21 protein-coding genes are annotated in these 25,226 nt (G+C 38.3%); 5 read left to right on the top strand and 16 right to left on the bottom strand.

Annotated elements, in window-relative coordinates:
- Nucleotides 1-61: 61 nt before the first annotated feature.
- From JZO85_RS17540 to JZO85_RS17520, 5 genes are all read right to left on the bottom strand, one after another.
- Nucleotides 62-943: an NAD(P)-dependent oxidoreductase gene (locus JZO85_RS17540; protein WP_207109807.1), complete on the bottom strand. Its 882-nt coding sequence runs from the start codon at nucleotides 941-943 to the stop codon at nucleotides 62-64.
- Nucleotides 944-991: 48 nt separating this feature from the next.
- The gene (locus tag JZO85_RS17535; RefSeq protein WP_207109806.1) at nucleotides 992-2,230 is read right to left on the bottom strand and encodes a glycosyltransferase; all 1,239 of its coding nucleotides are present in this window, start codon (nucleotides 2,228-2,230) and stop codon (nucleotides 992-994) included.
- A 15-nt stretch (nucleotides 2,231-2,245) separates the two neighbouring features.
- Nucleotides 2,246-3,289 (bottom strand): LTA glycolipid anchor biosynthesis glycosyltransferase, IagA/BgsA family, encoded by a 1,044-nt coding sequence (locus tag JZO85_RS17530; RefSeq protein WP_207109805.1) that lies wholly within the window; start codon nucleotides 3,287-3,289, stop codon nucleotides 2,246-2,248.
- A gap of 167 nt (nucleotides 3,290-3,456) precedes the next feature.
- Nucleotides 3,457-5,184: a phosphoenolpyruvate--protein phosphotransferase gene (ptsP, locus tag JZO85_RS17525; protein WP_207109804.1), complete on the bottom strand. Its 1,728-nt coding sequence runs from the start codon at nucleotides 5,182-5,184 to the stop codon at nucleotides 3,457-3,459.
- Nucleotides 5,184-5,450: a phosphocarrier protein HPr gene (locus tag JZO85_RS17520; protein WP_010745997.1), complete on the bottom strand. Its 267-nt coding sequence runs from the start codon at nucleotides 5,448-5,450 to the stop codon at nucleotides 5,184-5,186. The genes ptsP and JZO85_RS17520 overlap by 1 nt, the downstream gene beginning before the upstream one ends.
- A 441-nt stretch (nucleotides 5,451-5,891) precedes the next feature.
- Between JZO85_RS17520 and JZO85_RS17515 the strand changes: the two genes are divergently transcribed.
- Both JZO85_RS17515 and JZO85_RS17510 read left to right on the top strand, forming a co-directional pair.
- A complete protein-coding gene (locus JZO85_RS17515; RefSeq protein ID WP_207109803.1) occupies nucleotides 5,892-8,114 on the top strand; it encodes an ATP-dependent Clp protease ATP-binding subunit in 2,223 nt (740 codons plus the stop codon).
- Nucleotides 8,115-8,269: 155 nt separating this feature from the next.
- Nucleotides 8,270-8,569 carry a DUF1827 family protein gene (locus JZO85_RS17510; protein WP_207109802.1) on the top strand — a complete coding sequence of 100 codons (300 nt, stop codon included), beginning with the start codon at nucleotides 8,270-8,272 and terminating at the stop codon, nucleotides 8,567-8,569.
- Between the two features lie 13 nt (nucleotides 8,570-8,582).
- Here the strand turns inward: JZO85_RS17510 and JZO85_RS17505 are convergent, their stop codons facing one another.
- The 4 genes from JZO85_RS17505 to JZO85_RS17490 all read right to left on the bottom strand — a co-directional run bounded on the left by JZO85_RS17505 (nucleotide 8,583) and on the right by JZO85_RS17490 (nucleotide 14,811).
- Nucleotides 8,583-10,367 carry a hypothetical protein gene (locus tag JZO85_RS17505; protein ID WP_207109801.1) on the bottom strand — a complete coding sequence of 595 codons (1,785 nt, stop codon included), beginning with the start codon at nucleotides 10,365-10,367 and terminating at the stop codon, nucleotides 8,583-8,585.
- Between the two features lie 22 nt (nucleotides 10,368-10,389).
- Entirely contained in the window at nucleotides 10,390-11,967 is a 1,578-nt protein-coding gene (locus JZO85_RS17500) for a peptide chain release factor 3 (RefSeq protein WP_207109800.1), read from the bottom strand.
- Nucleotides 11,968-12,197: 230 nt separating this feature from the next.
- Entirely contained in the window at nucleotides 12,198-13,574 is a 1,377-nt protein-coding gene (locus JZO85_RS17495) for a hemolysin family protein (protein WP_207109799.1), read from the bottom strand.
- 112 nt (nucleotides 13,575-13,686) lie between these two features.
- Nucleotides 13,687-14,811, bottom strand: coding sequence for an AI-2E family transporter (locus JZO85_RS17490; RefSeq protein ID WP_207109798.1), 1,125 nt, complete (start codon nucleotides 14,809-14,811; stop codon nucleotides 13,687-13,689).
- Between the two features lie 76 nt (nucleotides 14,812-14,887).
- Between JZO85_RS17490 and JZO85_RS17485 the strand changes: the two genes are divergently transcribed.
- Nucleotides 14,888-15,322, top strand: coding sequence for a GNAT family N-acetyltransferase (locus JZO85_RS17485; RefSeq protein ID WP_207109797.1), 435 nt, complete (start codon nucleotides 14,888-14,890; stop codon nucleotides 15,320-15,322).
- A gap of 212 nt (nucleotides 15,323-15,534) precedes the next feature.
- Here the strand turns inward: JZO85_RS17485 and JZO85_RS17480 are convergent, their stop codons facing one another.
- The 4 genes from JZO85_RS17480 to recX all read right to left on the bottom strand — a co-directional run bounded on the left by JZO85_RS17480 (nucleotide 15,535) and on the right by recX (nucleotide 20,010).
- A complete protein-coding gene (locus JZO85_RS17480; RefSeq protein WP_207109796.1) occupies nucleotides 15,535-17,283 on the bottom strand; it encodes a DUF6056 family protein in 1,749 nt (582 codons plus the stop codon).
- Between the two features lie 155 nt (nucleotides 17,284-17,438).
- Nucleotides 17,439-17,972 carry a nucleoside tri-diphosphate phosphatase gene (gene ntdP, locus JZO85_RS17475; protein ID WP_010740416.1) on the bottom strand — a complete coding sequence of 178 codons (534 nt, stop codon included), beginning with the start codon at nucleotides 17,970-17,972 and terminating at the stop codon, nucleotides 17,439-17,441.
- 96 nt (nucleotides 17,973-18,068) lie between these two features.
- Nucleotides 18,069-19,220, bottom strand: coding sequence for an A/G-specific adenine glycosylase (gene mutY, locus JZO85_RS17470; RefSeq protein ID WP_207109795.1), 1,152 nt, complete (start codon nucleotides 19,218-19,220; stop codon nucleotides 18,069-18,071).
- On the bottom strand, nucleotides 19,213-20,010 hold the full coding sequence (recX, locus tag JZO85_RS17465; protein ID WP_207109860.1) for a recombination regulator RecX: 798 nt from the start codon (nucleotides 20,008-20,010) through the stop codon (nucleotides 19,213-19,215). The genes mutY and recX overlap by 8 nt, the downstream gene beginning before the upstream one ends.
- Nucleotides 20,011-20,168: 158 nt before the next feature.
- Here recX and rlmD point away from each other — a divergent pair, with 158 nt between their 5' ends.
- Nucleotides 20,169-21,542, top strand: a complete 1,374-nt coding sequence (gene rlmD / locus JZO85_RS17460; RefSeq protein WP_207109794.1) for a 23S rRNA (uracil(1939)-C(5))-methyltransferase RlmD — start codon at nucleotides 20,169-20,171, stop codon at nucleotides 21,540-21,542.
- Between the two features lie 44 nt (nucleotides 21,543-21,586).
- Here the strand turns inward: rlmD and JZO85_RS17455 are convergent, their stop codons facing one another.
- From JZO85_RS17455 to JZO85_RS17445, 3 genes are all read right to left on the bottom strand, one after another.
- Nucleotides 21,587-22,807 (bottom strand): LCP family glycopolymer transferase, encoded by a 1,221-nt coding sequence (locus tag JZO85_RS17455; protein WP_207109793.1) that lies wholly within the window; start codon nucleotides 22,805-22,807, stop codon nucleotides 21,587-21,589.
- Nucleotides 22,808-23,048: 241 nt separating this feature from the next.
- Nucleotides 23,049-23,657 carry a superoxide dismutase gene (locus JZO85_RS17450; protein WP_207109792.1) on the bottom strand — a complete coding sequence of 203 codons (609 nt, stop codon included), beginning with the start codon at nucleotides 23,655-23,657 and terminating at the stop codon, nucleotides 23,049-23,051.
- Nucleotides 23,658-23,730: 73 nt separating this feature from the next.
- Entirely contained in the window at nucleotides 23,731-24,198 is a 468-nt protein-coding gene (locus JZO85_RS17445) for a GtrA family protein (RefSeq protein WP_207109791.1), read from the bottom strand.
- Between the two features lie 161 nt (nucleotides 24,199-24,359).
- Between JZO85_RS17445 and JZO85_RS17440 the strand changes: the two genes are divergently transcribed.
- Entirely contained in the window at nucleotides 24,360-25,175 is an 816-nt protein-coding gene (locus tag JZO85_RS17440; protein ID WP_207109790.1) for a DUF1189 domain-containing protein, read from the top strand.
- The last annotated feature ends 51 nt before the right edge of the window (nucleotides 25,176-25,226 follow it).

The raw sequence follows: 25,226 nt of genomic DNA, 5'->3' as shown, positions 1-25,226 counted from the left end.
TCCGACCGTATCTTGCATTGATTTTCATCAATTAATTTATGATTTTTTTACTAAATCTAACTTAAGATTCTGTCCACCACAATTTAATCAACGCTTGAGTACCATCATTTTCAAAACCAAGATCAGCTAATTGCTCATAAAGCTCAGTCGCTAATTTAGTTGCAGGCAAATCAAGCTGCAGTTTTTCTGCTTCATCTAAAGCAATTTTTAAATCTTTGATAAAATGTTTTACAAAAAAACCGGGAGAGTAATCAGATTTCAGAATTCGAGGGGCATAATTGGCCATCGACCAATTTTGTGCAGCTCCGCCACCTAACGTTTCTAAAACTTTCGGTACGTCCAGCTTAGCGGCTTTAGCATAAACCAGCATCTCTGTCATTCCAGTCATTGTCCCAGCAATCATAATTTGATTCGCCATCTTCGTGTGCTGTCCAGCACCTGCTTCACCTTGCAGTGAATAACTCTTACCCATAATTTCAAATAATGGGGCTACTTTATCAAAAGTGGCTTGATCACCACCTGCCATAATTGTTAGTGTCCCATTCTGCGCACCCAAGTCTCCGCCAGAAACTGGGGCATCTAACGCCTCTGCCCCCTTTTCCTTAGCAGTTCGATAAATTTTTTCTGCTAATGTTGGAGTAGATGTCGTCAAATCTACTAATACCTTGCCTGTAACATCTACTGAAAAAATACTGTTCGTTCCATAATAAATTTCTTCCACATCGCTAGGATAACCGACCATTGAAAAAACAATCTCGCTGAAATGAGTCACTTCTGCAGGAGTTTCATGCCATTCAGCCCCCTCTGCAACTAGCTCATCTGTTTTACTTTTCGTACGGTTATATACGGCAACTTCATACCCTGCAGCTAAAAAATGTTTTACGATGGATTTTCCCATCACACCTGTTCCGATAAATCCTATTTTCATACTACTGACCTCCATATTAAAAATAATCCATCTCCAGTATACATGAAGAGATGGATTTCAGCTTTATTTATCCTCGTTATTTCTAAGCGAATTAATCCGTACCCGCATTTTTTGAACTGTACGGACTGGCGATCTAACCTCTGTGTGATTTTCAGCATAGTAAATGAGCATTTCTTGATAAAATTTGAGAATTTCATCACCAAAACGTTCCGCCGAAATTTCGACTAGTTTATTCTTCTGCACCTCGGGATCGATTGGAATTTGTTGTTGGGCATAACGAATAAAACAGTCACTAAAATCTTCATCATGCTCAAACGTTATCCCTAAAGATTCATCGTTTAATAGTTGAGCCAAATAATCATTTCCCTCAACGACGCATTGTGTTCCAGAAGCAATAGCCTCAGCATAGGTCAACCCTTGAGTCTCAGAGGTCGATGCACTGACAAAATAATCCGCCGCATGATAGTAGTAGGCAACCTCTTCATGAGAAACTTCTCCTGTAAACTGAACATGATCGTCAATACCCAGTTCACGTGTCATTTCTTCCAAATCTTCACGGTAGGGTCCTTTTCCTACGATAACTAATCGAGCATTGGGATAACTCATGAGTATTTCCGGAAATTGTTGTACGATGATGTGGATATTCTTCTCATAAGAGATACGACTTAACGATAAAATCATCAACTCATTTTCCTGCATTCCCAACTTCTCTCGTAAACGATCAGTATCCTCTTTTGTTATATCCGAACGGACAAAACGAGTCACATCTATACCCGTTGGGATGATTCGCATAGGTACATCTACTTCATAGCGCTTCAATGTGTCCACCACCCGTTTGCTTGGGCATACGACTCCCGTAGAGTGATTAACAAACATTTTAATGAAATGCTTAACGTGACTAGGTCTAACCACTTTACCATTAGCTATATAATGAAGATAATCCTCATACATTGTATGATAGGTGTGAACAACAGGAATGCGTAGGCGATTGGCTACCATTTTCCCTAAAAAACCAGCTCCAAACTCTGTGTGTGTATGAATAATCTCTAATTCTAATTCCTTTGCTACTTGATAAGCGAACCAAATTCCCCGTACTACAATTCGGCGATCTTTGAAGGATACAAAGGGAACACTAGGCATACGCACAATATCTTTCTCAAACTCATCCGCATCTGGATCAGTCGTCGTAAAAATATAGACTTCATGTCCTTGCTTCTCGAGTTCATTTTTTAATGTTCTGATTGATGTTGCTACTCCGCTGACTTGGGGAAAATAAGTATCTGTAAAAAAACCGATCCGCACGTCTATCCCTCCAAACTATTTCGTGACTTTTGCATAGATCTGATGATCATAAGGCAGCTCTAACACTGCTTCATAAACAGATTTTAATTCTTTACCAATTTGTGTAATACTCTTTTCTTGAGCAGTTTTAAATCCTGCCAAAGAAAGATTTGGTAGACGATGATTAACCAATTGACGAATCAACTTTTCAAACTCTTGGTTATTGGTTCCCATATAACAATTTTCACGATCACTTAACCAGCCTCCATAAACAGGAATATCTCTTAGCAAGACCTGTTGCTGACTAGCCAAAGCTTCTAACACGACGATCCCTTCTGTCTCTTCATAAGACGGGAAGAAGAATAAATCGGCTCCAGAATAGGCGCCCTCAATCAAATCTCCGTTGATGTAACCTGGAAATATGACATTTCTAGGATGAGCGGTTTTTACTACACGTCTAATATTAGCCGGGATCGAAAGCATCGGCACATCCCCAAACCAGATAAAGGTATAATCAGGCATCTTCTCTGCTATCTCTACAAAATCTAAAATCCCTTTACGCTCAAAAAACAGACCTACGCAAATGACGACTTTTTGCGTTTCTGTCAAATTGAAGTGCTTTCGGAAAGCCGCTTCCTTGTGCCCGTCTGGATAGTACTTCTTCAAATCGATTCCATTCGAAATAGCCGCGATTGGTTGCTGTAATCCATAACTGCGAAGCAAGCTTTTTGAATAAGGTGTTGGTGTAATCAAATGATCTGCTTGTTGATACAAAGCGACCAACCATTTCTTAAACAAAGGAGCCAACTGATTTGATCCGACAAATGAGTTGCGAAAATCTTCTTCAGTTGAGTGCGCATGAAAAACAACTTTTTTCCCAAGTCTTTTCGCTTTTCTAACCAGTTGAAGACTTCTTGGTCCATAAGTATTAATATGTAATATATCATAGTCTGTAGCTTTTGGATCAAGAGTATAGTCAATTCCCATCGAGGATAACGCCCTTTTTTGGTGGCTTAGCGCTCGACCAATCCCTGATTTACCAATAACATTCTGTCCTTCAAAATAAAGTAATATTTTCATATACAGCCTCCTTAAAAGCAAATCAATTATATCATAAGCATTCGAACTTTATCTCAACCTATAGTCTGATTTTAAACAGACGCCATCATTTTCAGTCCACATAAAATCTTATTTTATAACAAAAAAAGACTGCTGCCTGAAAAGACAACAGTCTTAAAAATTTAAATCTATTTTACATACTCTTTAACTAGCGCTTCGACTTCTTCCATCGTATCGCATTCTTTCAACGCTTTGTCAGCTAATTCAGCCATGTCAGTCGTTGTTAGACGTTTCATTAAGCTGCGTGTTCTAAGAATAGATGTTGCACTCATAGAGAACTCATCTAATCCCATACCCATTAATAATGGTACAGCAGTTTGGTCGCCGGCCATTTCGCCGCACATACCAGCCCATTTGCCTTCAGCGTGCGCTGCGTCAATCACGTTTTTGATCAAACGTAGGATTGATGGGTTGTATGGTTGGTATAAGTATGAAACGCGTTCGTTCATACGGTCAGCAGCCATTGTGTATTGGATCAAGTCGTTTGTTCCAACACTGAAGAAGTCTACTTCTTTAGCAAACTTGTCAGCTAGAACAGCCGCGGCAGGGATTTCGATCATGATTCCGACTTGGATCGTGTCAGAAACCTTCACGCCTTCATTGATCAATTTCTCTTTTTCTTCTTCGTACATTTTCTTCGCTGCACGGAATTCTTTCAATGTAGCCACCATTGGGAACATGATACGTAGATTTCCGTGTACAGAAGCACGTAATAAAGCACGTAATTGTGTACGGAACATGCCATCACCTAGTTCAGACAAGCTGATACGTAATGCACGGTAGCCCAAGAATGGGTTCATTTCGTGAGGTAATGTCAAGTATGGTAATTCTTTGTCTCCACCGATATCCATTGTACGAACAACGACTGGTTTGTCGCCCATGCCTTCTAAAACGGCTTTATAAGCTTCAAATTGATCGTCTTCTGTTGGAAAATCTGAAGAATCCATGTACAAGAATTCAGTACGATATAAGCCGATCGCTTCAGCGCCATTATTGTGAACACCTTCAAGATCTTTTGGTGTACCGATATTTGCTGCTAATTCAAAATGCTTGCCATCAGCGGTAACTGTTTCAGCATCTTTTAGTTTTTCCCATTCTGCTTTTTGCGTCGCGTATGCTTCGCCAGCTTGTTTATATTCAGCTGCTTGCTCGTCAGTTGGGTTTACAATTGTTTCACCAGTGATACCGTTAACCGCAAGTACGTCGCCTTCTTTGGCTTTTGAAGTAATTTCTTTTGTACCAACAATTGCTGGAATCTCTAATGATCGTGCCATGATTGCTGAGTGAGACGTACGTCCGCCAATATCAGTAACAAAAGCTTTTACAAAGTTTTTATCTAATTGTGCTGTATCACTTGGAGTCAAGTCATGCGCCACAACGACAACTTCTTCATCGATCATTGATGGATCAGGTAAAGACACGCCTAATAGATGTGCCATTACACGTTTTGTAACGTCACGAATATCTGCTGCACGTTCTTGCATATAAGCGTTATCATCCATCGCCTCGAACATGCCGATATACATATCAGTAACTTCTTTAAGCGAACTTTCAGCGTTCACTTTATTATCTTGAATATGTTGTTTGATTTGACCAATCATTTCTGGATCTGAAAGAACCATTAAATGAGCATCAAAAACTTGTGCTTCTTCTTCACCTAAGCTTTTCGCTGCTTTATCCCGAATTTTTTCTAATTCAGCAGAAGAAGCCGCCAAAGCGTCGTCTAAACGCTTTTCTTCGGCAGCAATGTCTTCTACATTATTTTGTTTGAAAGATAAATCCGGTTGTACTAGCAGATAAGCTTTCGCAACGGCAACTCCGTCACTTGCGGCAATACCTTTTAGTAGTTCAACCATTATTCAGATAATCCTTCCTTTTTCATTGTTTCTACAATAGCTTCCATTGCTTCTTTTTCATCAGCACCTTCAGCAGAGATAACAACGTCAGACCCTTGGCCAACACCTAGAGACATAACGCCCATGATTGATTTAAGGTTAACTGATTTTCCTTTATACTCTAAGTTAATATCAGAGTTAAATTTGCTTGCAGCTTGCACTAATAAAGTTGCAGGACGTGCATGAATCCCTGTTTCTGCTACTACGTGAAAATCTTTTTTTTCCATATTGACCGTTCTCCTTTATAAAAAAAAATGTTTTTTTATGTTAGGGCTTTAGTAATAACATACATCATTTTGAGCCCTTCATTTTCTTAGATTACCATTTTTTTGCAGTGGATACAACAATTTTAGTCGAATTATTCTTGTGAAATGTATGCCCTTTCTTAAAATATCTAGTTTAATGGAGCTAGTTATTGATTTAGTTTGTTTTCATATTTTTTTCCATAACAACAACCTAGTGCAAATATGCAAAACCAATCATCTTTTAGCACTCTCGTGGTTAGTTTGCTAATTTTTGAAACAAACTGTTTGCTTTTCTTAAAAATCTCGCTATAATTATTCTTAAGGTCAGTGAAAGTCAAACAACTGACCAGCGTATCTTTTTACGAGATTCGCTTACTCGATGTACAATGGAAGAAACAATCAACTATTGAAAGGGTGAAAAATATGCTTTGCCAAAATTGTCACGAAAATGAAGCAACGATTCATTTATACGCAAATGTCAATGGACAACGAAAGCAGTTGGATTATTGTCAAAGTTGCTATCAAAAATTAAAGAATCAAGCTGGAGGTGCGCCGCAAATGGCAGGAAATGATCCTTTTGGTTTTGGAAGTCTAGATGATTTGTTCCGCTCAATGTCACAGCAAATGCAACAACGACAAGGAGCAGCAGATCAAACACCACCAACGCAGTTCGGCGGTGGAAATGGTATAAACAATCAACCCCCTCGCGGAAATGGCGGTGGCGGGCTATTAGATGAGTATGGTATCAATATTACTGGTCAAGCTCGTGAAGGAAATATTGATCCGGTTGTAGGACGTGATGATGAAATTCAACGCGTCATCGAAATTTTGAATCGTCGTACGAAAAATAATCCGGTTCTAATTGGAGAACCCGGTGTTGGTAAAACAGCAGTTGTGGAAGGTCTGGCTCAAAAAATCGTAGATGGCGACGTTCCACAAAAACTAATGGATAAGGAAGTTATTCGTTTAGATGTCGCTTCTCTTGTTCAAGGTACAGGGATTCGCGGACAATTTGAAGAGCGGATGCAAAAGCTGATCGAAGAAATTCGTCAGGCAGAAAATATTATTCTTTTCATTGATGAAGTTCACGAAATCGTAGGTGCTGGTGCTGCTGGTGACGGCAACATGGATGCTGGTAATATTTTGAAGCCAGCATTGGCTCGAGGTGAACTGCAGATGGTTGGTGCCACAACTTTAAATGAATACCGCATCATTGAAAAGGACGCAGCTTTAGAGCGTCGGATGCAGCCGGTTCGTGTTGAAGAACCTTCTGTCCAAGAAACAATTGAAATTTTGAAGGGTCTGCAGCCTCGCTATGAAGATTATCATCATGTGAAATATACCGATGAAGCCATCAAAGCTGCTGCTGAGCTTTCGAATCGTTATATCCAAGATCGCTTCTTACCTGATAAGGCGATTGATTTATTAGATGAGACCGGTTCGAAGAAAAACCTAACAATCCAAATCGTTGATCCAAAAACGATTGATAAGAAATTGGCAGAAGCCGAACAGCAAAAATCGCAAGCTTCTAAAGAAGAGGATTTTGAAAAGGCGGCTTATTACCGTGATCAAATCAATAAACTGCAAAAAATGAAAGACCGTCAGTTGACTGATGAAGAAACACCGATAATTACCGAAAAGGATATGGAAAAAATCGTTGAAAAACGGACCGGTATTCCTGTTGGTGAATTAAAAGAAAAGGAACAAACACAGTTGAAGAATCTCGCTGTCGATTTGAAGCAGCATGTTATCGGGCAAGATGAAGCTGTCGACAAAGTAGCCAAAGCAATTCGCCGTAATCGGGTTGGTTTAAATAAGAAAAACCGGCCAATTGGTTCCTTCTTGTTTGTTGGACCCACAGGTGTTGGTAAAACAGAACTAGCTCGTCAATTAGCTGAAGAGCTGTTTGGATCAAGCGATTCTATGATTCGTTTCGATATGAGTGAATACATGGAAAAACACAGCGTCTCTAAATTGATTGGTTCGCCCCCAGGCTATGTTGGGTATGAAGAAGCTGGTCAATTGACGGAACAAGTTCGTCGCCATCCATATAGTTTGATTTTGCTGGATGAAATTGAAAAAGCTCATCCAGATGTGCTGCACATGTTCTTGCAAATTCTTGATGACGGTCGCTTGACTGATTCACAAGGTCGTACGGTCAGCTTTAAGGATACAATTATCATCATGACTAGTAACGCAGGTACTGGTAAAATCGAAGCTAATGTTGGTTTTGGTGCGGCAAGAGAAGGAATTACACGCTCTGTTCTTGGTCAGTTAAAAGATTTCTTTGCACCAGAATTCTTAAACCGTTTTGACGGTATCATTGAATTTAGTCCATTATCAAAAGAAAACTTAATGAACATTGTTTCCTTGATGCTGGATGATGTTAATGATATGTTGGCTTCGCAAAAACTTCATATTGATGTTCCAAGTAATGTGAAGGAAAAGTTAGTTGACCTAGGCTATGATCCTGCAATGGGAGCTCGTCCTCTTCGTCGGACAATCCAAGAAAATATTGAGGATGGTATCGCAGAATTCTATCTCGATCACCCTACTATTACAGATCTCAAAGCCAAACTTGATAAAGAGGATCATATCGTCATTACATCAAAGCCGGAGCGCTTAGCAAAAGAAGATAAAGACTAGTAAAAAAAGATTCCCGTTTAAAACTTAAAACGGGAATCTTTTTTATGGATCTATCATTTAAATCTTCTAATTAAAATGAGCAACATCCTTCTTTTTTCTTAATCTTTCTTATATAATTACATTATGAAGTAAGGTTAAGGAAGAAGGTGTTTCGGATGAAACTTATCAACGTCACGAACAGCCATTCACAGATGGTTTATAATCAGTTGGAGAACACTGATGCAAATATGATAAAGGTCTATACGATCGGTAATACTACCGTAATTTATACCGATGCCTATAAACATGCGGAGATTGTTTTAAAGAATGACAATCGAAACATCCAGCCATCGGAAGTAGATTTTGTACATAAATATTTCAAACGAAAACTGGATGAAGATACTTACGATTTCACCAATATCTCTTATTTAGAGTCACCTGGTTTAATTGAAATGTCAATAACAAAAAATAGTTGAAGCCGAAATAGCTTCAACTATTTTTTTTATTTATCTTTTTAGCAATGATTGGTAATTGGACAATTCCTACAAAAGCCATAACTTCAATCCACTGAACGACTGGTACTCCAGCCCCGGTATAAATCATCATAAACATGTCTTTTCGCTCCGGTGCCCATGAACAAAACCATGAAACACCGATCAAGAAAATCAAATACGACAATACTAGACCCAAAAGTATCAGCAGCATTCCTCGAAAGGTTTTTAATTGCGCTTTTGAAAAAAGACTTCCTATTAAAATAATCAAAAAGCCTAAAGCGCAAAATCCTAACCAAACCGGTGTGATATCGCGATAAAGCTGGATAATACGATTAGAAATTTTTGCGGATTTCACAACTTTGGGTGATTCAGTTCGCGGAAGATTGATATCTTGCCAATTCTCTTTAAACGAATGCTTTAGTAGTTTTTCTGCTTTTCCTACATCATCTTTCGGCCCCAGTGTTACGTCTGCTCCCTGGCTATAGTTTTTATAAAAAACATTATAGTCAAATCCGCTTTTCATAAACTCACCAACTAGCGGCAAGTCTTTTCTTAACTTTCCGTCGCCAGTAGCCGTTAAATAAATCTCTTTCTTTTGCTTCAATTGTCCCTTTTTATAGGCTGACGACAATTCCGAATCCACTTTTGACCAGAACTCTTCGGTCTTCTTCCCATCCTTATAGTAATCAGCCTGTGCCGCTGCATCGCGCAATGCCCAAAAAATGATATCACCTGCAATATCTTCCCCACCGCTCCAAGGGCTTCCCTTATAGATCCACTCAATATTTCTCGCAATTGATTTAAGTGCGGGTGAAACAGCTTCAGCTTTCTCCAAGGCCTTTTTTGAGACCCAAACTTTGCTATTTTTTTCATTCAGCTCTGTTCCATCATCCATTCGAATCAGCTGCTTTGAAACATTCCCAAAAGCACCACTCGTTCGATCATTGACTAATGCAACCCCATAATGCTCTTGATTCATATTCTTCAACACTTTAACAGTTGAGAAGAGCAGGACAAATGGCAAGAAGCACAAAATCAATTTGACGACTTGTTGCTTAGTAAAATGAATCTTTTTTATAGCTGTTCGAATATTTTTCAATTTGAAATTCGGATTATTTTCAAAAATAACCGAGCCAAAGATAATCACCAAACCTACAGTCAGTATTGGAAAAAGCCATAATGAGTCTTCCCGTATATACCAGTAAAAAGGAAAGATTAATGATAATCCGCCACTCCATAAAATAAATGGTCGCAACTTCCCATTACGTCTAAAATACAGGCCTATGAGACAAGAAATTACCAATAATACTGCCGGAACGACGAGTGTATTCCGATAGATTCTCGTACTATACTCACTTGTTAAAGTGACTGGCGAGTACAAAAAGAATGTGTAAATGAAAATTAAAATCCAGCGATTATGGATGAGCGGCCGTAAAGCTATGGCCGCGATCGAACTGGCTAGGATATTAAAAATTCCCAAAGAAACTCCATAGGATAGATGGAGCTTATTGCTCCAAACCATAAAAAGGGAGTAGGAAACGCCTTTAGACAATGTTGTTGTTGAATATTCCCCAAGCCAATTTCCTTTTAGAATCTCCTCACTATAGCGAATGAATAATTGATCATCATAACCGGCAAATAGATTGGTAAAATAGGGAGCTTTGGCACTCAATACTAAGCGAAACACTGTCAAACCAATCAAAACAACTAATACAATCAAATTGATCGGCTGTTTGAGCTTTTTTAAACTATTCCCTGTGTCACTTTTTAGTGTTTGCATCAAAGGTCCCTTTCTTTGCTTTTTACATCAAGCTCTTCAATTCAACTTCTGGGTATTTATCAGCAAACCAGCGCATTGCGAATTGATTTTCAAATAAGAACAACGGTTGGTCAAAGCGGTCTTTCGCCAAGATGTTTCGGCTTGAACTCATTCGCTCGTCCAGCTGTTCTGGGTCAATCCAGCGGGCAATTTTATTCCCCATCGGCGTCATCACGACTTCGGCGTTATACTCATTTAACATCCGATGTTGGAAGACCTCAAATTGCAGTTGGCCCACGGCACCGATAATGTACTCATCCGTTAAATACGTTTTATATAATTGGATCGCCCCTTCTTGAACCAATTGATAAATTCCTTTATGGAAGGATTTTTGCTTCATTACATTTTTTGCAGTTACTTTCATAAACAGCTCAGGAGTAAAGGAAGGCAATTCTTCATAGGCAACCTTTAGTTTTCCTTCATAAATAGTATCCCCGATTTGATAGTTTCCTGTATCATAAACCCCAATAATGTCGCCTGCAACAGCTTCTTCAACATTTTCACGAGCATCCGCCATAAATTGTGTCACATTGCTTAATTTCATCTTTTTGCTCGTTCGCCCCAACGTGATATCCATTCCCCGCTCGAAGGTTCCCGAACATACACGGACAAAAGCGATTCGGTCGCGATGATTTGGATTCATATTTGCTTGAATTTTGAAAACAAAGCCAGAAAACTCTTCTTCGTAAGGAGAAACAGCTTCTCCTTCTTCCGTCTTATGCGCATGTGGTTTTGGTGCTAGATCTACAAATGACTCTAAAAATGTTTCAACACCAAAATTTGTCAATGCCGAGCCAAAGAATACAGGCGTTTGGGCACCACGCTCAATTTTTTCTAAGTTGAATTGATCCCCTGCTTCGCGAACCAATTCCACTTCTCCTAAAACATCCTCATAAATTGATTTTTCTTTTAAGGGATGATCGCCTATGATTTCGCCATTAGTTAATTTGACAAACCGTTCACCTTCATATTGCTCAGGTCGATAGAACTCAATACGTTCGTTATGGATATCATAAATTCCTTCTAGCCCTTTACCCATACCGATCGGCCAGTTCATTGGATAAGATTCAATATCCAATAGTTCCTCCAGCTCTTCCAATAAATCTAATGGTTCACGGCCATCACGGTCCAATTTATTGATAAAGGTAAAGATTGGAATCCCTCGACGCTTTACTACTTGAAACAGTTTTTTAGTTTGTGCTTCAATTCCTTTAGCGCTATCAATGACCATTACAGCACTATCCACTGCCATCAATGTACGATAGGTATCTTCAGAAAAGTCTTCGTGTCCAGGTGTATCCAGAATATTTACTCGTTTTCCATCAAAGTCAAATTGCATTACAGAACTCGTTACCGAGATTCCACGCTGCTTTTCAATATCCATCCAGTCAGATTTTGCAAAATTTCCTGTCTTTTTTCCTTTAACGGTTCCAGCTTGTCGAATAGCTCCGCCAAATAATAATAATTGTTCAGTAATTGTCGTTTTACCAGCATCCGGGTGGGAAATAATCGCAAATGTCCGACGGCTGTCCACTTGCTGTTTTAAATTAGGATTGTTCATTCTATTGCTCCATTCATATATCTAGTATCTTTCAAATTTCAACCCAATCAGTATAGCATGGATTTTACTCTGTTGGAAAGTTGAATCGCTCTGACAGTTGTTTAGTTTTTCATAAAAAATCCAATCAAAAGTTCAAATATAGACTATTTTACTACTCACTCTAAAGTGTGTAGTAGAATTGACAAAAAGAAAACACTCTGCAAAGCAGAATGTTTTCTAAATAGGCAGTATTAGCGACGTGGTTCGTCATCATCGAAATCTTTCGTAAACAGGCGGCGTTCTTCTTCAGGCTCAGCGTTTACATGCTCCTCGGGATGAAATATCGCCCGCAATGTTAAGACTCGAGAACCTTCCATTTCCTCAGAAATCAGAGTCAAGTCATCCACATCGAAAGAAAGCTTTTCTCCTTCATCAGGAATCGTTCCTAAGGCAGTGATCAAATAGCCGGCCATTGTGTCGACATCGCTCATGTGCAAGTTCAAATCAAACTCTTCATTAAAGTCATCAATCAACATCTTCCCATTAATCAGATACTCATTATCTCCGACTTTTTCGTAAAGCTTTTCGACTTCATCTGATTCATCATCGATTTCTCCAACGATTTCTTCTAGCAGATCCTCTAAGGTAACCAATCCAACCATGCCGCCATATTCGTCAAGTAAAATCGACATTTGATTTTGTGTTTTTTTCAATTCATAAAGAAGGTCATCAATAAAGATCGTCTCTGGTACAAATAATGGCTCCTGCAAAATCTTTTGCAGATTGACATTCTCAAAGCCAAACTGACGAGCTGCTTTTAGCAAAGTCTTCGTATGTAGAATTCCCACGACTTTATCTTTATCTTCATCATACACTGGAATTCTTGAGTAGCTTTCGCTTAATATCTCATCAATATTTTCTAATACTGGATCATTAATATCAATCATGAAGGAGTCCGTTCGAGGAACCATGACTTCTCGAGCTACTTTAGTATCCAATGAAAAGACACCCTGCAGCATCTCGATTTCATCGTTGTCCAGTACGCCTTCATTTTCTAACATATATCGCATTTCATCACGAGTCATCTTCGTGTCTTCATCATCAAACGTCATTGGCGTGATTTTTGCCAACAGATTGGTCGAAGCTGTCAACAGCCAAACGAAAGGCTTTGTAATTATTCCTAGTTTGCGTACCACACCAGAAGTAAACTGGGCTACTTCTTCAGTCTTGGTCATAGCAATCCGTTTAGGGTATAATTCTCCAAATACAATCGAAACGTAAGTCAATAGCAGCATGACGATCGCAGCAGCAATTGTCCTTGCAGCCGAGCCACCACCTAATAGCGGTGCTACGCGGGCAGATAAACTATCCGCCAAGGATGCCCCTGACAAGATATTGACCAAAGTAATCCCAACTTGAATCGTTGATAAGAAATTATTGGGGCTTTGAATGACCTCCAGTAATTTTTTCGATTTCAGGTTCCCTTCTTCTGCCTTTTGTTCCACTCGGTTTTTATTGACCGATACCACCGCAATTTCAGCCGCAGCTAAAAATCCGTTGATTAACGTCAAAATTACTAATAAACCTAATTGTAAAATTAACGACTGACTATCGGGGTCAGCATTCATAATTGCATTCGCTCCTTAATTTAAAGTGTAAAAAAAGTGGCACAAAGGCCACGATAAAATCGTATCACATCACTTGTTTTTATGCAATCTTTTCCGAATCAAGAGCAGCCGCTTATTTTAAAAACTCCTGTTCTCGTTCTTCTTGCTTGCTTTGCTTCATTATTTTTACAATAAAAACAACTAGTGTCCGTAAAATGGCATAGACTGGTACACCAAGAAAGACACCTAAAATTCCAGAAAGATTGCCTGCTACTAATAGGATCAAAATGATCGTCAATGGATGAATATTCAATGATTTTCCGATCACGTTCGGATAGATCACATTTCCATCGACTTGCTGTACGATCAAAACTATCACGATACACAGCAATGCTTTCGTCGGTGAATCAAAAAATGTGTAAATTAACGCAGGTGCCAAACCTAGGTAAGGTCCTAAGTAAGGAATTAAATTTGTTAAGCCCGCGATTACACCAAATAGGAACGCATAATCAACACCAATCAGCAAATAGCCTAAAAAGGTGAATGTTCCAACAAACAGGCATTCAATTGCTTGACCGCTGATATAATCAGACAGCGTCTTATTTAGCTGCTGCAAAAGACCTTTGATATTGTCTCGCTGTTTTTCTGGAAAAATCCGTTCGATATTAGGAACAAGCTTTTCGCCGTCCTTCAGCATATAGAATAGAATGAAGGGCACGGTGACCAATAGTAAAACGACCGTTGTAATCTTCCCAATGACAGACCCTAAACCATTCGTCACTCCCGTTAAGGAGCGCTGAAGAATACTTCCAGCGGAAACATCTAGATTACTGATATATTTATCAACATCCAGTTCCTTAAACAGCGGAAAACGTGTTGCATTATTCGCAGCTTCCTGCAGCCAGCTTTGCATATTGCTGATAAATCCAGGAATGTTTTTCGCCAGCGAAACCAGCTGCTCCACTAAATTCGGTATGACACTCATAAAAATCAATACGATCATGCCAATCAATAAAATAAAGATCAAGGCAATGGCCATTAAACGTTTTACACCCATCTTCATCAATAAATTGACTAATGGATTTAATAAATAATACAAAAAGCCGGCAATCAAGATTGGGGCAAACAAAGTGGTAAAGAATGTGCCAATCGGTTGAAAGACAAAATCAATTTTTGATGAAACTAGAATCAATGTTGCAATGATCAGTATTTCGATTGACCAAAACATTAATTTTGAATTCTTAATTTTTTCAAACATCCGTCTACTCCTTTTTTCAGATTTAGTTTATAGTATACATCATGTGAAGAAAAATCCCCTTGAGGAAGGTGTCATTATGAAAATTTTAATCACTAAAGATACGATGAGCGACATTTATCTCGATGCCGTTCGAATTCGTCAAAAAGTCTTTGTTCAAGAACAAGGCGTTCCTGCCAAGCTAGAAATCGATGAAAAGGAAGCCTATTCTGTACACTTCGTTCTTTACACTGATGAAAAAAAGCCGGCAGCTACCGTGCGGCTGTTACCACTCGATGAGCAGACGCTTAAATTGCAACGCATGGCGGTTTTGAAAGAATATCGGGGAAACAAGCTCGGGGCAGAAATTATTAAAGAAGCAGAAGCTTTTGCTAGTCAGCAAGGATTCAAAGCAATCGAACTAGGCGCCCAATTATCATCTGAAAAATTCTATCAAAAGCTAGGTTATACTGCCTATGGCGAAGTGTTTCAAGATGCTGGGATCGATCATGTACATATGAAAAAAGGACTGTAAAATCTTTTTAATAATATCTAAATTGCAGTAATTATGCATAAATAAAGCTTGTATAACAGTTTTAGATGAAAAGTGACTAGGGAAAAAAGAAGAACATAAAGAGACTATGATAAGGTTCCCATAAAGTCGGAAACCTTATCATAGTCTCTTTTTTTCTAAAATCTATATCAATTTCTTTAGATAAAATCATTTGTGTTAATCTATCTAAAAAATCAATTTTCATTAACCTCGACAGTAGTTTCTACATAGTTACTTTTCGTCAAAGGATGATAAATACCTATATTGATACTGCTAATATCTTTAGGACGAATATCTCCGATAGGAGAAGAAAAAATATATTTTCCATCGACTGAAAGTTGGTTATTTAGCGATGTATCAGCATTGAATCGAGTTTCTGTTGTAGATGAACCTCGTTTCCAATTAACATGAATAAATAGAATAAAGTCGTCTGATGAATATTCTTTTAATAAACTTTTATCGAAAGTGAAATTTATACTATAAGCATTAATAGTACGTTCATCAGGAAAAATATTTAATGCCTTTAATCGAATACGCTTACCAAATGAACGATTTAAAGAAATTTGTTCAGAATTCACAAGCTTCTTATTGCTATAATCAAAGCTAAAATCTTTGTTGAATGGAACAATGGATGTCGATGCTTTAACACCATATAATCCATTCAGATCACCTTGAAACATGTCTATGCTATCAGAAGGATTGTATAATTTGCCAACATAATAATTTGGAATATAGATTTCCTTTTGATTATGCTTTTTTCCATCTAGGATGGCTTGTTCTCTTATTTGAAACTGTCCCTGCAACGAAATTACGCTCTTAGCAGCAAAATAATAAGTTAATATGAATGGAAAACAAAGTAAAATTACAAGATAGAAAATACTTCTTTTATAAATCGGAACCTCAATATATGATAAATCAAACATAAAGAAAGCTAGAGAAATTAGAAATAAAATTAAGGAACCATTTAATGAACGAAGAGCAACCGGAAATACATATGAGCCGCCAAACGCAGCATTTGCAATAATTGCAGAAAAGAAGAAAATTAAACAATAAATCAAATTGTTTTTCCGTGGTAATTGATGTTTAAAAAAATAAATAAACCCTATTAATATGAATGTAACAAATACCCAAGAGAAACTTTTAAAAGTATCAATAAACCAAGGAGATGAGAAATAGTTCCATAATCTTTGGAATACTGATAATTCTCGCGAAATCTGAAAAGCAGGATTTTGTAGTCTTTCATGCTGTCCTGGTGAAAGAAGCAATGTCAACATTCCAACAACAGTAAATGGTAACCCTATAAGAAAGACTTTCTTATTTCTTTCAATTAATAAAAACACCAACGTGAGTAAAACTACCACTATAGAAGTATTTTCATTAGAATTTCCTGATAATAGTCCAAGTATTGCAACTCCAGGTATATGCAAAAAATTTGAATTTCTATCTTTCAAGAAAAAAATTAACGTAAAATAGGCGACTATGAAAAAGTTAGTTAGAATATAATTTGTAAAGCCAACTGTCCAAAATGATGTTTGGCCTAAATTAGGGTTTGCAATCCAATATAGCAGGAATATGACTACAAAATTTTTAGAGTTATATATAAATTTTTTCTCCAAAACTGAAGGTAGTTGAGATATCAATGTAATCAAGCTTATCCAAATAGCGGCTTTTAAAAAAATATAAATAAATGGTGGAAGCTGTAATAAAATTAATGACGATACATCAGCTACTATTCGTCCAGACCAATTCATGTAACGCCATGTCATACTAGACCATTTAGAATTATTAACAACATAAAGAGTATCATCACTTGAAATAGGGGTAAAAACTTGTGGAATCAACACTATAATAAAAGCAACAGCAAGAAAGAAAAAAAAGAGCACCTTTTTATTGTACTTGATTTTATTATGTTTTTTAGTATAATTTCTTTTTGAATTTTCCAAAATAAACGCTCCTAATTTACTTATTCTATTTTTTAGTTTAACAAAGAAATAATTCAAAACCAACTGAATATTAAAAACTATATGACATAGTTCTCTTCATTTCCTTAGTATTGTAAAAAAAGACTGCTCCCAAAATGAGATGCAGTCTTTTCTTTCTACTTCCGCGACAATTGCTTGTAACGATCATACCAAATATCAATATAGCCCTGGGAAAAAGGCCCCTTTTCATTGTTAATCCAGTCCACTAAGATTTTGACATTTTCCTTGAGGATATAATCAATTTCTTTAGAGTAATGCATCTGCTGACTATGGGCTTCGTATTCATCTACGTCCAATAGACGTTTTTCTCCATCCGGAAAAACTTTGACATCCAAATCATAATCAATGTACTTTAATGCTTCATCATCTAATACGTAAGGTGACGCTAGATTACAATAATAAGAAACTCCCTTCTCTCGAATCATTGCTATTATGTTGAACCAGTACTTTTGATGAAAATAAACGATTGCTGGTTCGCGAGTGACCCACCTTCTGCCATCTGATTCTGTAACCAAAGTGTGGTCATTCAAGCCGATCAGAGAACACTCACTTGTTTTTAATACCATGGTATCACGCCACGTTCGATGCAAACTGCCGTCGTGCTTGTAACTTTTGATTGTTACAAACTCTCCTTCTTTTGGAACTCCCATAGCTACCCTTCCCTCAGCGAAAAAATTTTCGCATTTGTTTGGGTGTTATCACACCGACATCAGAATTATTATAGCAATAAAATGAAAGATTGCCTACTAATCTTTGTCGTCTGCTGAATTATTTTCAAAAACTTCCAACATTTTTTGCTGTGGTTTTGGAAAAACATATTCCGGGAAATCATTTGGTTTTACCCAATGTCCTTTCAAAGTCAAGGGTGCCGCACAACGACCATAAAAAACTAAGATATGCCAACGCAAATGACTAAAGACATGTTTAACCTCACCAAGCACTTTTTTCTGCCATACAACATCTTGTTCTGGGAAAAAGTTCGGGCTCTCTTCGGCAACGATTGTGCTGGAAAACAAGTCCCAAGCATTTGGATCGTATTGTTCCTGCAATTCTTTAAAACGAGGCGCACTGATCTCTTCTAGTGGAAATAGCCACATGTTTGCTAATAATCCTGTATCTGGGCGCTGTTGAAGAAAAATTTCCTGCTGGTTGTTTTCAATGATCCCGGCTACATAATATACATCTTTAGGCTTCTGCTTTTTTGACTTGACAGGGAAGCTCGTTTGGCGATTTTCACTATATGCCTGACAATACTGCTGAATCGGGCAAACATCACACTGCGGATTAGTAGGTGTGCATATACTTGAGCCTAAATCCATCATTGCCTGGTTAAAGTCTCCCGGCTGATCTTGACTAATGATTCTACGCATTGCTTCATCAAACGCATTACGACTGCTAGCCTTTGCAATATCAGCTTCAATACAAAACAACCGACTTACCACACGCATCACATTACCATCAATTGCAGGCTCGGGAATTTCAAAGGCAATACTGCCGATTGCCCCTGCTGTGTATGGTCCAATCCCTTTTAAGGATCGAATATCCTCAACCGTTGTTGGAAATTCACCGTCAAATTCACCCATGACCTGTTTCGCTGCCGCCTGTAAATTTCGTGCTCGAGAATAATAGCCTAAGCCCTCCCACACCTTCAACAGCTTATCTTCTGGTGCATTCGCCAAATCCTGGATCGTCGGAAACTGCTCCATAAAGCGATAAAAATAATCGATTACCGTATCAACTCGCGTTTGCTGCAGCATAATCTCTGAAATCCAAATCCGGTAAGGATCATGATTATATCGCCACGGAAGGTTTCGCTTTTCCTGCTGGTACCACGCAAGAAAATCCTCCTGAAAATTCGCAATCTTTTGTTCTGTCCAGTTTTCCCAGCTCTTACTCATCTTCTTCCTCTTTTCCACGAATAAAGGCATCAATCTGATCCAGCTGGAAGCCTTTTTGATATAAGCTTTGTTTCACCTTTTGACGCCGCTTCGCAGGCTCGAAGCGCTGATTTTTGCGCCATAATTTTTCACCTTGCAATTCCAACGCGTCATTTTCCTGCTCTTCAACCTCAGAAAAATCCAGTTCAGCTAAAACACTCTTACTGATATCGCTGTTGAAGCCCTTCGTCATCAGTAATTGTTGTAATTTCTGCTGCACCTCTCGCTGACTGCTGTGATGAAATTTTCTCATAGCTTTTTTTGCCGTATGCAAAGCCACCTCGAACTGCTCCTCTGCTTCATAAAGATAAAGAGCCTGTTGAATATCACTATCCTTCAATCCTTTTTGTCTCAGTTTTTGCTGCAGTACTCGAGGGCCTTTATCGCCGATCCGCATTTGCGTACGTACATAGCTTTCCCCATAAACAAGATCATTCAGCAAATCCATTTCCTTAAGTCGTTCAATGATTTTATGACGATCGCCACTTTCAATCTCATTGTCTTTTAAATACGTTTGAATTTCTTTTTCTGTTCGTAATTGATAGCTCAGATAATTTAAGGCCAATTGAAAACCCAGGTCTTCTTTCCCTTCTTGCTTAATTTCCTCTAATGTTTTTTCGTCAAGCTCTTGCCCCTTTAACAATCGGTGACGCACAACGGTATCCTCAGATAATCGTAAAGTCTCCCCATTAGAAAATTCTACTTTATAAAATGGTCCGCGACCTTGACTGACTTTTACTACTGTTAACATCATTTACTCCTCCTATTCGAATAAATGGCTTTTCTATTTCTACAACGTATACCCTAGCAAAAATTAATTCTATCATAGATAATCAACCAATCGACAAAAATATGCTAAAATGAACTGCGCTGAACAATTGAAAAATACTTTTAAGAAAGAGGCTGACTATGGCTGTTCAACTTAAATTGAATCAAACATTAACCTTAAAAATAAAACGATTGGGCATTAATGGTGAAGGTATCGCTTATTACAAACGCCTGATTATATTTGTGACTGGCGCTTTACCAAATGAAACGGTTGTTGCTCGAATTACTAAAGCAACGCCTCGGTTTGCAGAAGCCAGCTTAGTTAAAATTACGAAAAAAAGTCCTGATCGAATTACACCGCCTTGTCCCGTTTACGAAGAGTGCGGCGGATGCCAGCTGCAGCACTTAGTCTACAGCAAACAATTAGACTTCAAGAAGGACTTACTGCGGCAAGCCCTGGAAAAATACAAACCCGAAGGCTACCAAACATTTGAACTACGTGACACGATCGGAATGGATGAGCCTTGGCATTATCGCAACAAGGCACAATTCCAATTACGCAAAAATAAAAAGACCCAACAGGTTGAAGCTGGTCTGTATCAAGCCGATTCCCATCATCTAGTACCCATCAAGGACTGCTTGGTGCAAGAACCAACAACTCAGAAAGTCATCAACCTTGTCACGAATTTATTGAGTAAATATGATATGCCGATTTATGATGAACGTTCAAATTCCGGTATTATGCGTACCCTAATGGTTCGGATTGGAATTGAAACTGGCGAGGTACAATTAGTTCTCATCACTAAAACTAAAAAGCTGCCGCAGGGAAATGCTCTGATCCGTGAGATTACGAATCGCTTACCGGAGGTTGTTTCCATCATGCAAAATGTGCAGGACAAGAAAACCTCAGTCATCATGGGAGACGAAACGATTCATTTATGGGGCAAGGAAGTCATTAATGAAAAAATCAATGAAGTAAGCTTTGAGCTGTCTCCACGCGCCTTCTTTCAACTGAATCCCCAGCAAACTAAGGTTCTTTATCAAGAGGCCATCGATGCTTTGGATTTGTCTACGCCAAAAACCATTGTTGATGCATACTGCGGTGTTGGAACAATTGGGCTGTCTTTAGCCAAGCAAGCAAAGGAAGTACGCGGAATGGATATCATTCCACAAGCAATCGATGACGCTAAGAAAAATGCTGAAGCTATGAATCTTACGAATACACATTATGAAGTTGGCACAGCTGAAAGCTTGCTGCCAAAATGGCTGAAAGAAGGCTTCACACCTGATGCGATTGTTGTTGACCCGCCGCGAACTGGTTTGGATAATCAATTATTGAAGGCCATTCAAGAAGCTCCCAGCCCACAAATGGTCTATATTTCCTGTAACGTTTCGACATTGGCTCGCGATCTTGTCAGCCTTTCAAAAATCTATCGCGTAGAATATCTACAATCCGTTGACATGTTCCCTCAAACCGCGCGTTGCGAAGTTGTCGTTAAATTAGTTAAAAAATAAACAGAAGAGGTGTGCCCACCATGTACTGGGTCACACCTCTTCTTTTAATAACCGGCTGCTGGCTGCCCATAGGCCGAATTTGGATCGGTGGCACCACCATAACCACCTTGATCTACTTGATTGGGATCCGTATAGCCCTGATCATTTTGACCAGTCTCATCATACTGCGGATAACCATCGCTGCTACTTGATGAATTCCCGTAAACACCACTGTCATCGTAATTATTTGGATTATCATATCCTGGTGCAAATTGACTGGTATCCTCGCTGGCTTTTCCATCAGAATCATCATAGAACAAGCTTTCCGCATCCGCTTCCTTCAAATTAGGCAAAGTATCTGACGTTGCTAGTCCAAGCTGCTTCTTCAGCGCGTTTTGAATATCTAATAATTCATTTGTTCCTAAAATCTGATAATAGATTTCGTCAATCATTTGACTTTTACCGACCAGCTGTTTTTGCTTGATCGTATCAAAAGCAGATAAATAATTGGTCCCGATATCCATCATATCGTCCCAGTCCAAATCAGTCTTCATATTTTTCTCAACTGCTTTTAAAATCTTCTTATAGTTGCCGACTCCATTGATCGACATCGCCTTACGTAAAATTTTAGTTACTACTTCGCGTTGCCGTCTTTGTCGGCCCACATCACCTTCAGGGTCTTCATAACGCATTCGAGCGTAAGCCAACCCTTTTTCACCATCAAGAGTTTGCTTCCCTTTTGCTACATGAATACCATCCAATGTGAATTCAATTTTATTATTCACTTCGATCCCGCCAACAGCATCAATCAAATCCTTCAGACCTCGCATATTGATTGACACATAATGATCCAGAGGGATATCCAATAATGTCTCAATGGTATCCATCGACATTTTCACGCCGCCAAAAGCATAGGCATGATTCAATTTATCATTCGTTCCATAACCGACAATATTCGCTAAAATATCTCGATCTAAACTGACAATCGTCGACTTTTTCTGTTTCGGATTAATCGTAACAACCATCATACTATCAGAACGGCCTTGATCAGAACGACCAAGATCTCCTGTATCTACTCCAGCAAGCAGAATAGAAAAGGGTTCCGCATTATCGATATTCGGCTTGTCCCCTTCTCGCTTTAAGCTTGTACGCTTAACCGTTTGGCGAATGTTATCGACCATTTTACTTGCGTCATTTGTCACTTGGACAGCGTAGTAGGTAATCCCACCTATAAATAAATTTAGTAGGACCAATAATCCTACGATAACTTTCTTCCAACCAGTCATAGCACACCTCTATCAACGATTTTTACGTTTCATTTTCTCATAGTTCGGCCATCTGTTCAACCACAGTCAAAAATAATTAATCCTATATAATAGAAACTTAAAAAATAATAATTGCTTATTTGCCCTTTGAATTTGATTTATACCATAAAATTATGAAGATTTTTGGAAGGTCAAAAAACTTGTGTAAAAATGAACAAAAAAAGAAAGACCAGCAAAGCTGATCTTTCTACAATTTCGTTAATTATTTAGCAGCTGCCAAATTTTCGTTTGCTTGATCCCAGTTTACAACATCCCAGAAAGCGGCGATGTAATCCGGACGAACATTTTTATACTTCAAGTAATAAGCATGTTCCCAAACATCTAATCCAATAATTGGTGTTTTGCCGTCAGTTAGAGGATTGTCTTGATTAGCAGTTGAAGTAATTTCTAACTTGCCATTATTCAATACTAGCCAAGCCCAACCAGAACCAAAACGTCCTGTTGCGGCTGTTTTGAATTCTTCCTTCATTTTTTCAAAGCTGCCAAACGCTTCATCAATTGCATCCTTGATCGCACCAGTTGGCTCACCGCCAGCATTTGGTGCCATGATTTTCCAGAAGAAGCTGTGATTTGCATGCCCGCCGCCATTATTACGAACGGCCGTGCGAATGTCTTCAGGTACCTCATTCAAGTTCGTTACTAATTCTTCTACCGATTGTTCTGCTAATTCTGGGTATTTCTCAATCGCAGCATTCAAATTAGTCACATACGTGTTGTGGTGCTTGTCATGATGCAAATGCATCGTTTCAACATCAATATAAGGCTCCAAAGCGTCGTAGCCATAAGGTAGATCTGGTAAAGTATAAGACATAGTTCAAATTCCTCCTTAATTATCCTTATGTACTAACTGTAACAAACAATGCAACTATCTTCAAAATATATGCCTACCGTGGCGAAGAATTCGTTTTCTCATCTTCAATAATCTCTACCTTCTTGAAAATGAAGACCTTACTGAAGATATAATTCGCTACAACTACAACAATCTGAGTAATAATTTTCGCAATTAAATTGCCTGTATGCAGCATATCGATAAACAAATACATACACGCCATATCCATACCAAATGAAATGATTCGCGCAAATAGAAATTTTCCAAACTCCCAAGCTAATGCTTGAACCCCTTCAGTTTTTGATTGAAAGACCCATAATTTATTTGTTACAAAAGCAAATAATACCGAACAAATCCATGAAATAGCGTTAGAGATCGGCCAGCTTAAATGAAATGCTTGGTATGCTAAAGTAAAGGTAAGGATATTAACAACTGTCGCCAGTCCACCAAAAAAAAGATAGATAAAGACTTCCCACAGTCTTTTTTCTTCTAAATAATTTCTGAACTTCTGATAGATTTTCATAATTTCTCACTTTCTTATTCTTCTCTTCATAAAGTAAGATAGCGAAGCAGGAAATAATAGTCAATTCTTTCTTGATTTCTTTCTACTTTTTTACAGATCGCCTTGTTATTTCAACCTTACTTCGCTACAATGGCTCTTGTATAAAAGATTGGAGCGATCACATGACTTTTCGTCAATTAATCAAAGGATCTCTTTTTCATTTTGAAGAGCTAAAATCAGCAAAGGACACACCTTTCTGGAAAGCGATTGTTTATCTGCTTGGCTTGAGTCTGCTTTTGGCGATTCCAACTGTCTATCAAGCTATGCAAGTAATGAATCAAATCAAAGCAGATAGTCTTGAGATTGTAGAAAAGATTCCTGATTTCAAAATTGAAAATGGTGAAATTAATACAACAAAACCAGAAAAAGGCTTCATTTATCAAACAGATTCGATCATCTTGACCTTTGATCCTGAAGGCAAACGTACACAACAAGATGTGGAAAAGGACTTAATCGGAAATTATTTCAGTATAGGCCTATTAAAAGATCAAGCCATAGTCGTATTGCCTGATTATGGTGGTGTCAGCTCAACAATTTTCGGAGATAATGTTTTGAAATTTTCCTATAAAAGAGAGCCTCTTAAGAGTATGACTGGCAATAATTTACGAAACGAGCTGGAAAATCTAGAAATGCCTGTCTGGACACCGCTTGTAATGTTGTTGGCAGGTGTTTATCCTTCCTTCATCAATTTGTTTGTGACATTGGTTTTCGCCGGTATAGCCGGTATGATCGTTGCTAAGCTAAGATTACGACGTGTGACCTTCTTTGAATGTTTCAAAACAATCATTTTTTGCGCCACCATCCCAGCTATCTTGGCAACAATCATTCTATTGTTCCAACCAAACTTTGATTCGAGTCTGTTGATTACGTTCATCAGCCTATTCATTTTTTTCCGTGTTACTCACTATTTCCCAAAAATTGAATTACCAACCAACTAACTGCTTACAAGTGCGTAAGCAGTTTTTTTCTCGGATTTTTGATAAAATGAA

Origin of the sequence: Candidatus Enterococcus murrayae (assembly GCF_017315985.1) — a bacterium.
GTDB classification, from domain to species: Bacteria; Bacillota; Bacilli; order Lactobacillales; family Enterococcaceae; genus Enterococcus_A; species Enterococcus_A murrayae.
This window is presented reverse-complemented; position numbering and strand designations above follow the sequence as displayed.

Coding starts and splice junctions, on each gene's coding strand:
- ptsP (WP_207109804.1), bottom strand. CDS start 5,184: ATGGTTGAACTACTAAAAGGTATTGCCGCAAGTGACGGAGTTGCCGTT.
- JZO85_RS17505 (WP_207109801.1), bottom strand. CDS start 10,367: ATGCAAACACTAAAAAGTGACACAGGGAATAGTTTAAAAAAGCTCAAA.
- JZO85_RS17485 (WP_207109797.1), top strand. CDS start 14,888: ATGAAAATTTTAATCACTAAAGATACGATGAGCGACATTTATCTCGAT.
- JZO85_RS17520 (WP_010745997.1), bottom strand. CDS start 5,450: ATGGAAAAAAAAGATTTTCACGTAGTAGCAGAAACAGGGATTCATGCA.
- JZO85_RS17540 (WP_207109807.1), bottom strand. CDS start 943: ATGGAGGTCAGTAGTATGAAAATAGGATTTATCGGAACAGGTGTGATG.
- JZO85_RS17515 (WP_207109803.1), top strand. CDS start 5,892: ATGCTTTGCCAAAATTGTCACGAAAATGAAGCAACGATTCATTTATAC.
- JZO85_RS17510 (WP_207109802.1), top strand. CDS start 8,270: ATGAAACTTATCAACGTCACGAACAGCCATTCACAGATGGTTTATAAT.
- JZO85_RS17445 (WP_207109791.1), bottom strand. CDS start 24,198: ATGAAAATCTATCAGAAGTTCAGAAATTATTTAGAAGAAAAAAGACTG.
- ntdP (WP_010740416.1), bottom strand. CDS start 17,972: ATGGGAGTTCCAAAAGAAGGAGAGTTTGTAACAATCAAAAGTTACAAG.
- JZO85_RS17495 (WP_207109799.1), bottom strand. CDS start 13,574: ATGAATGCTGACCCCGATAGTCAGTCGTTAATTTTACAATTAGGTTTA.
- JZO85_RS17455 (WP_207109793.1), bottom strand. CDS start 22,807: ATGACTGGTTGGAAGAAAGTTATCGTAGGATTATTGGTCCTACTAAAT.
- JZO85_RS17490 (WP_207109798.1), bottom strand. CDS start 14,811: ATGTTTGAAAAAATTAAGAATTCAAAATTAATGTTTTGGTCAATCGAA.
- JZO85_RS17440 (WP_207109790.1), top strand. CDS start 24,360: ATGACTTTTCGTCAATTAATCAAAGGATCTCTTTTTCATTTTGAAGAG.
- JZO85_RS17530 (WP_207109805.1), bottom strand. CDS start 3,289: ATGAAAATATTACTTTATTTTGAAGGACAGAATGTTATTGGTAAATCA.
- JZO85_RS17500 (WP_207109800.1), bottom strand. CDS start 11,967: ATGAACAATCCTAATTTAAAACAGCAAGTGGACAGCCGTCGGACATTT.
- rlmD (WP_207109794.1), top strand. CDS start 20,169: ATGGCTGTTCAACTTAAATTGAATCAAACATTAACCTTAAAAATAAAA.
- JZO85_RS17450 (WP_207109792.1), bottom strand. CDS start 23,657: ATGTCTTATACTTTACCAGATCTACCTTATGGCTACGACGCTTTGGAG.
- recX (WP_207109860.1), bottom strand. CDS start 20,010: ATGTTAACAGTAGTAAAAGTCAGTCAAGGTCGCGGACCATTTTATAAA.
- mutY (WP_207109795.1), bottom strand. CDS start 19,220: ATGAGTAAGAGCTGGGAAAACTGGACAGAACAAAAGATTGCGAATTTT.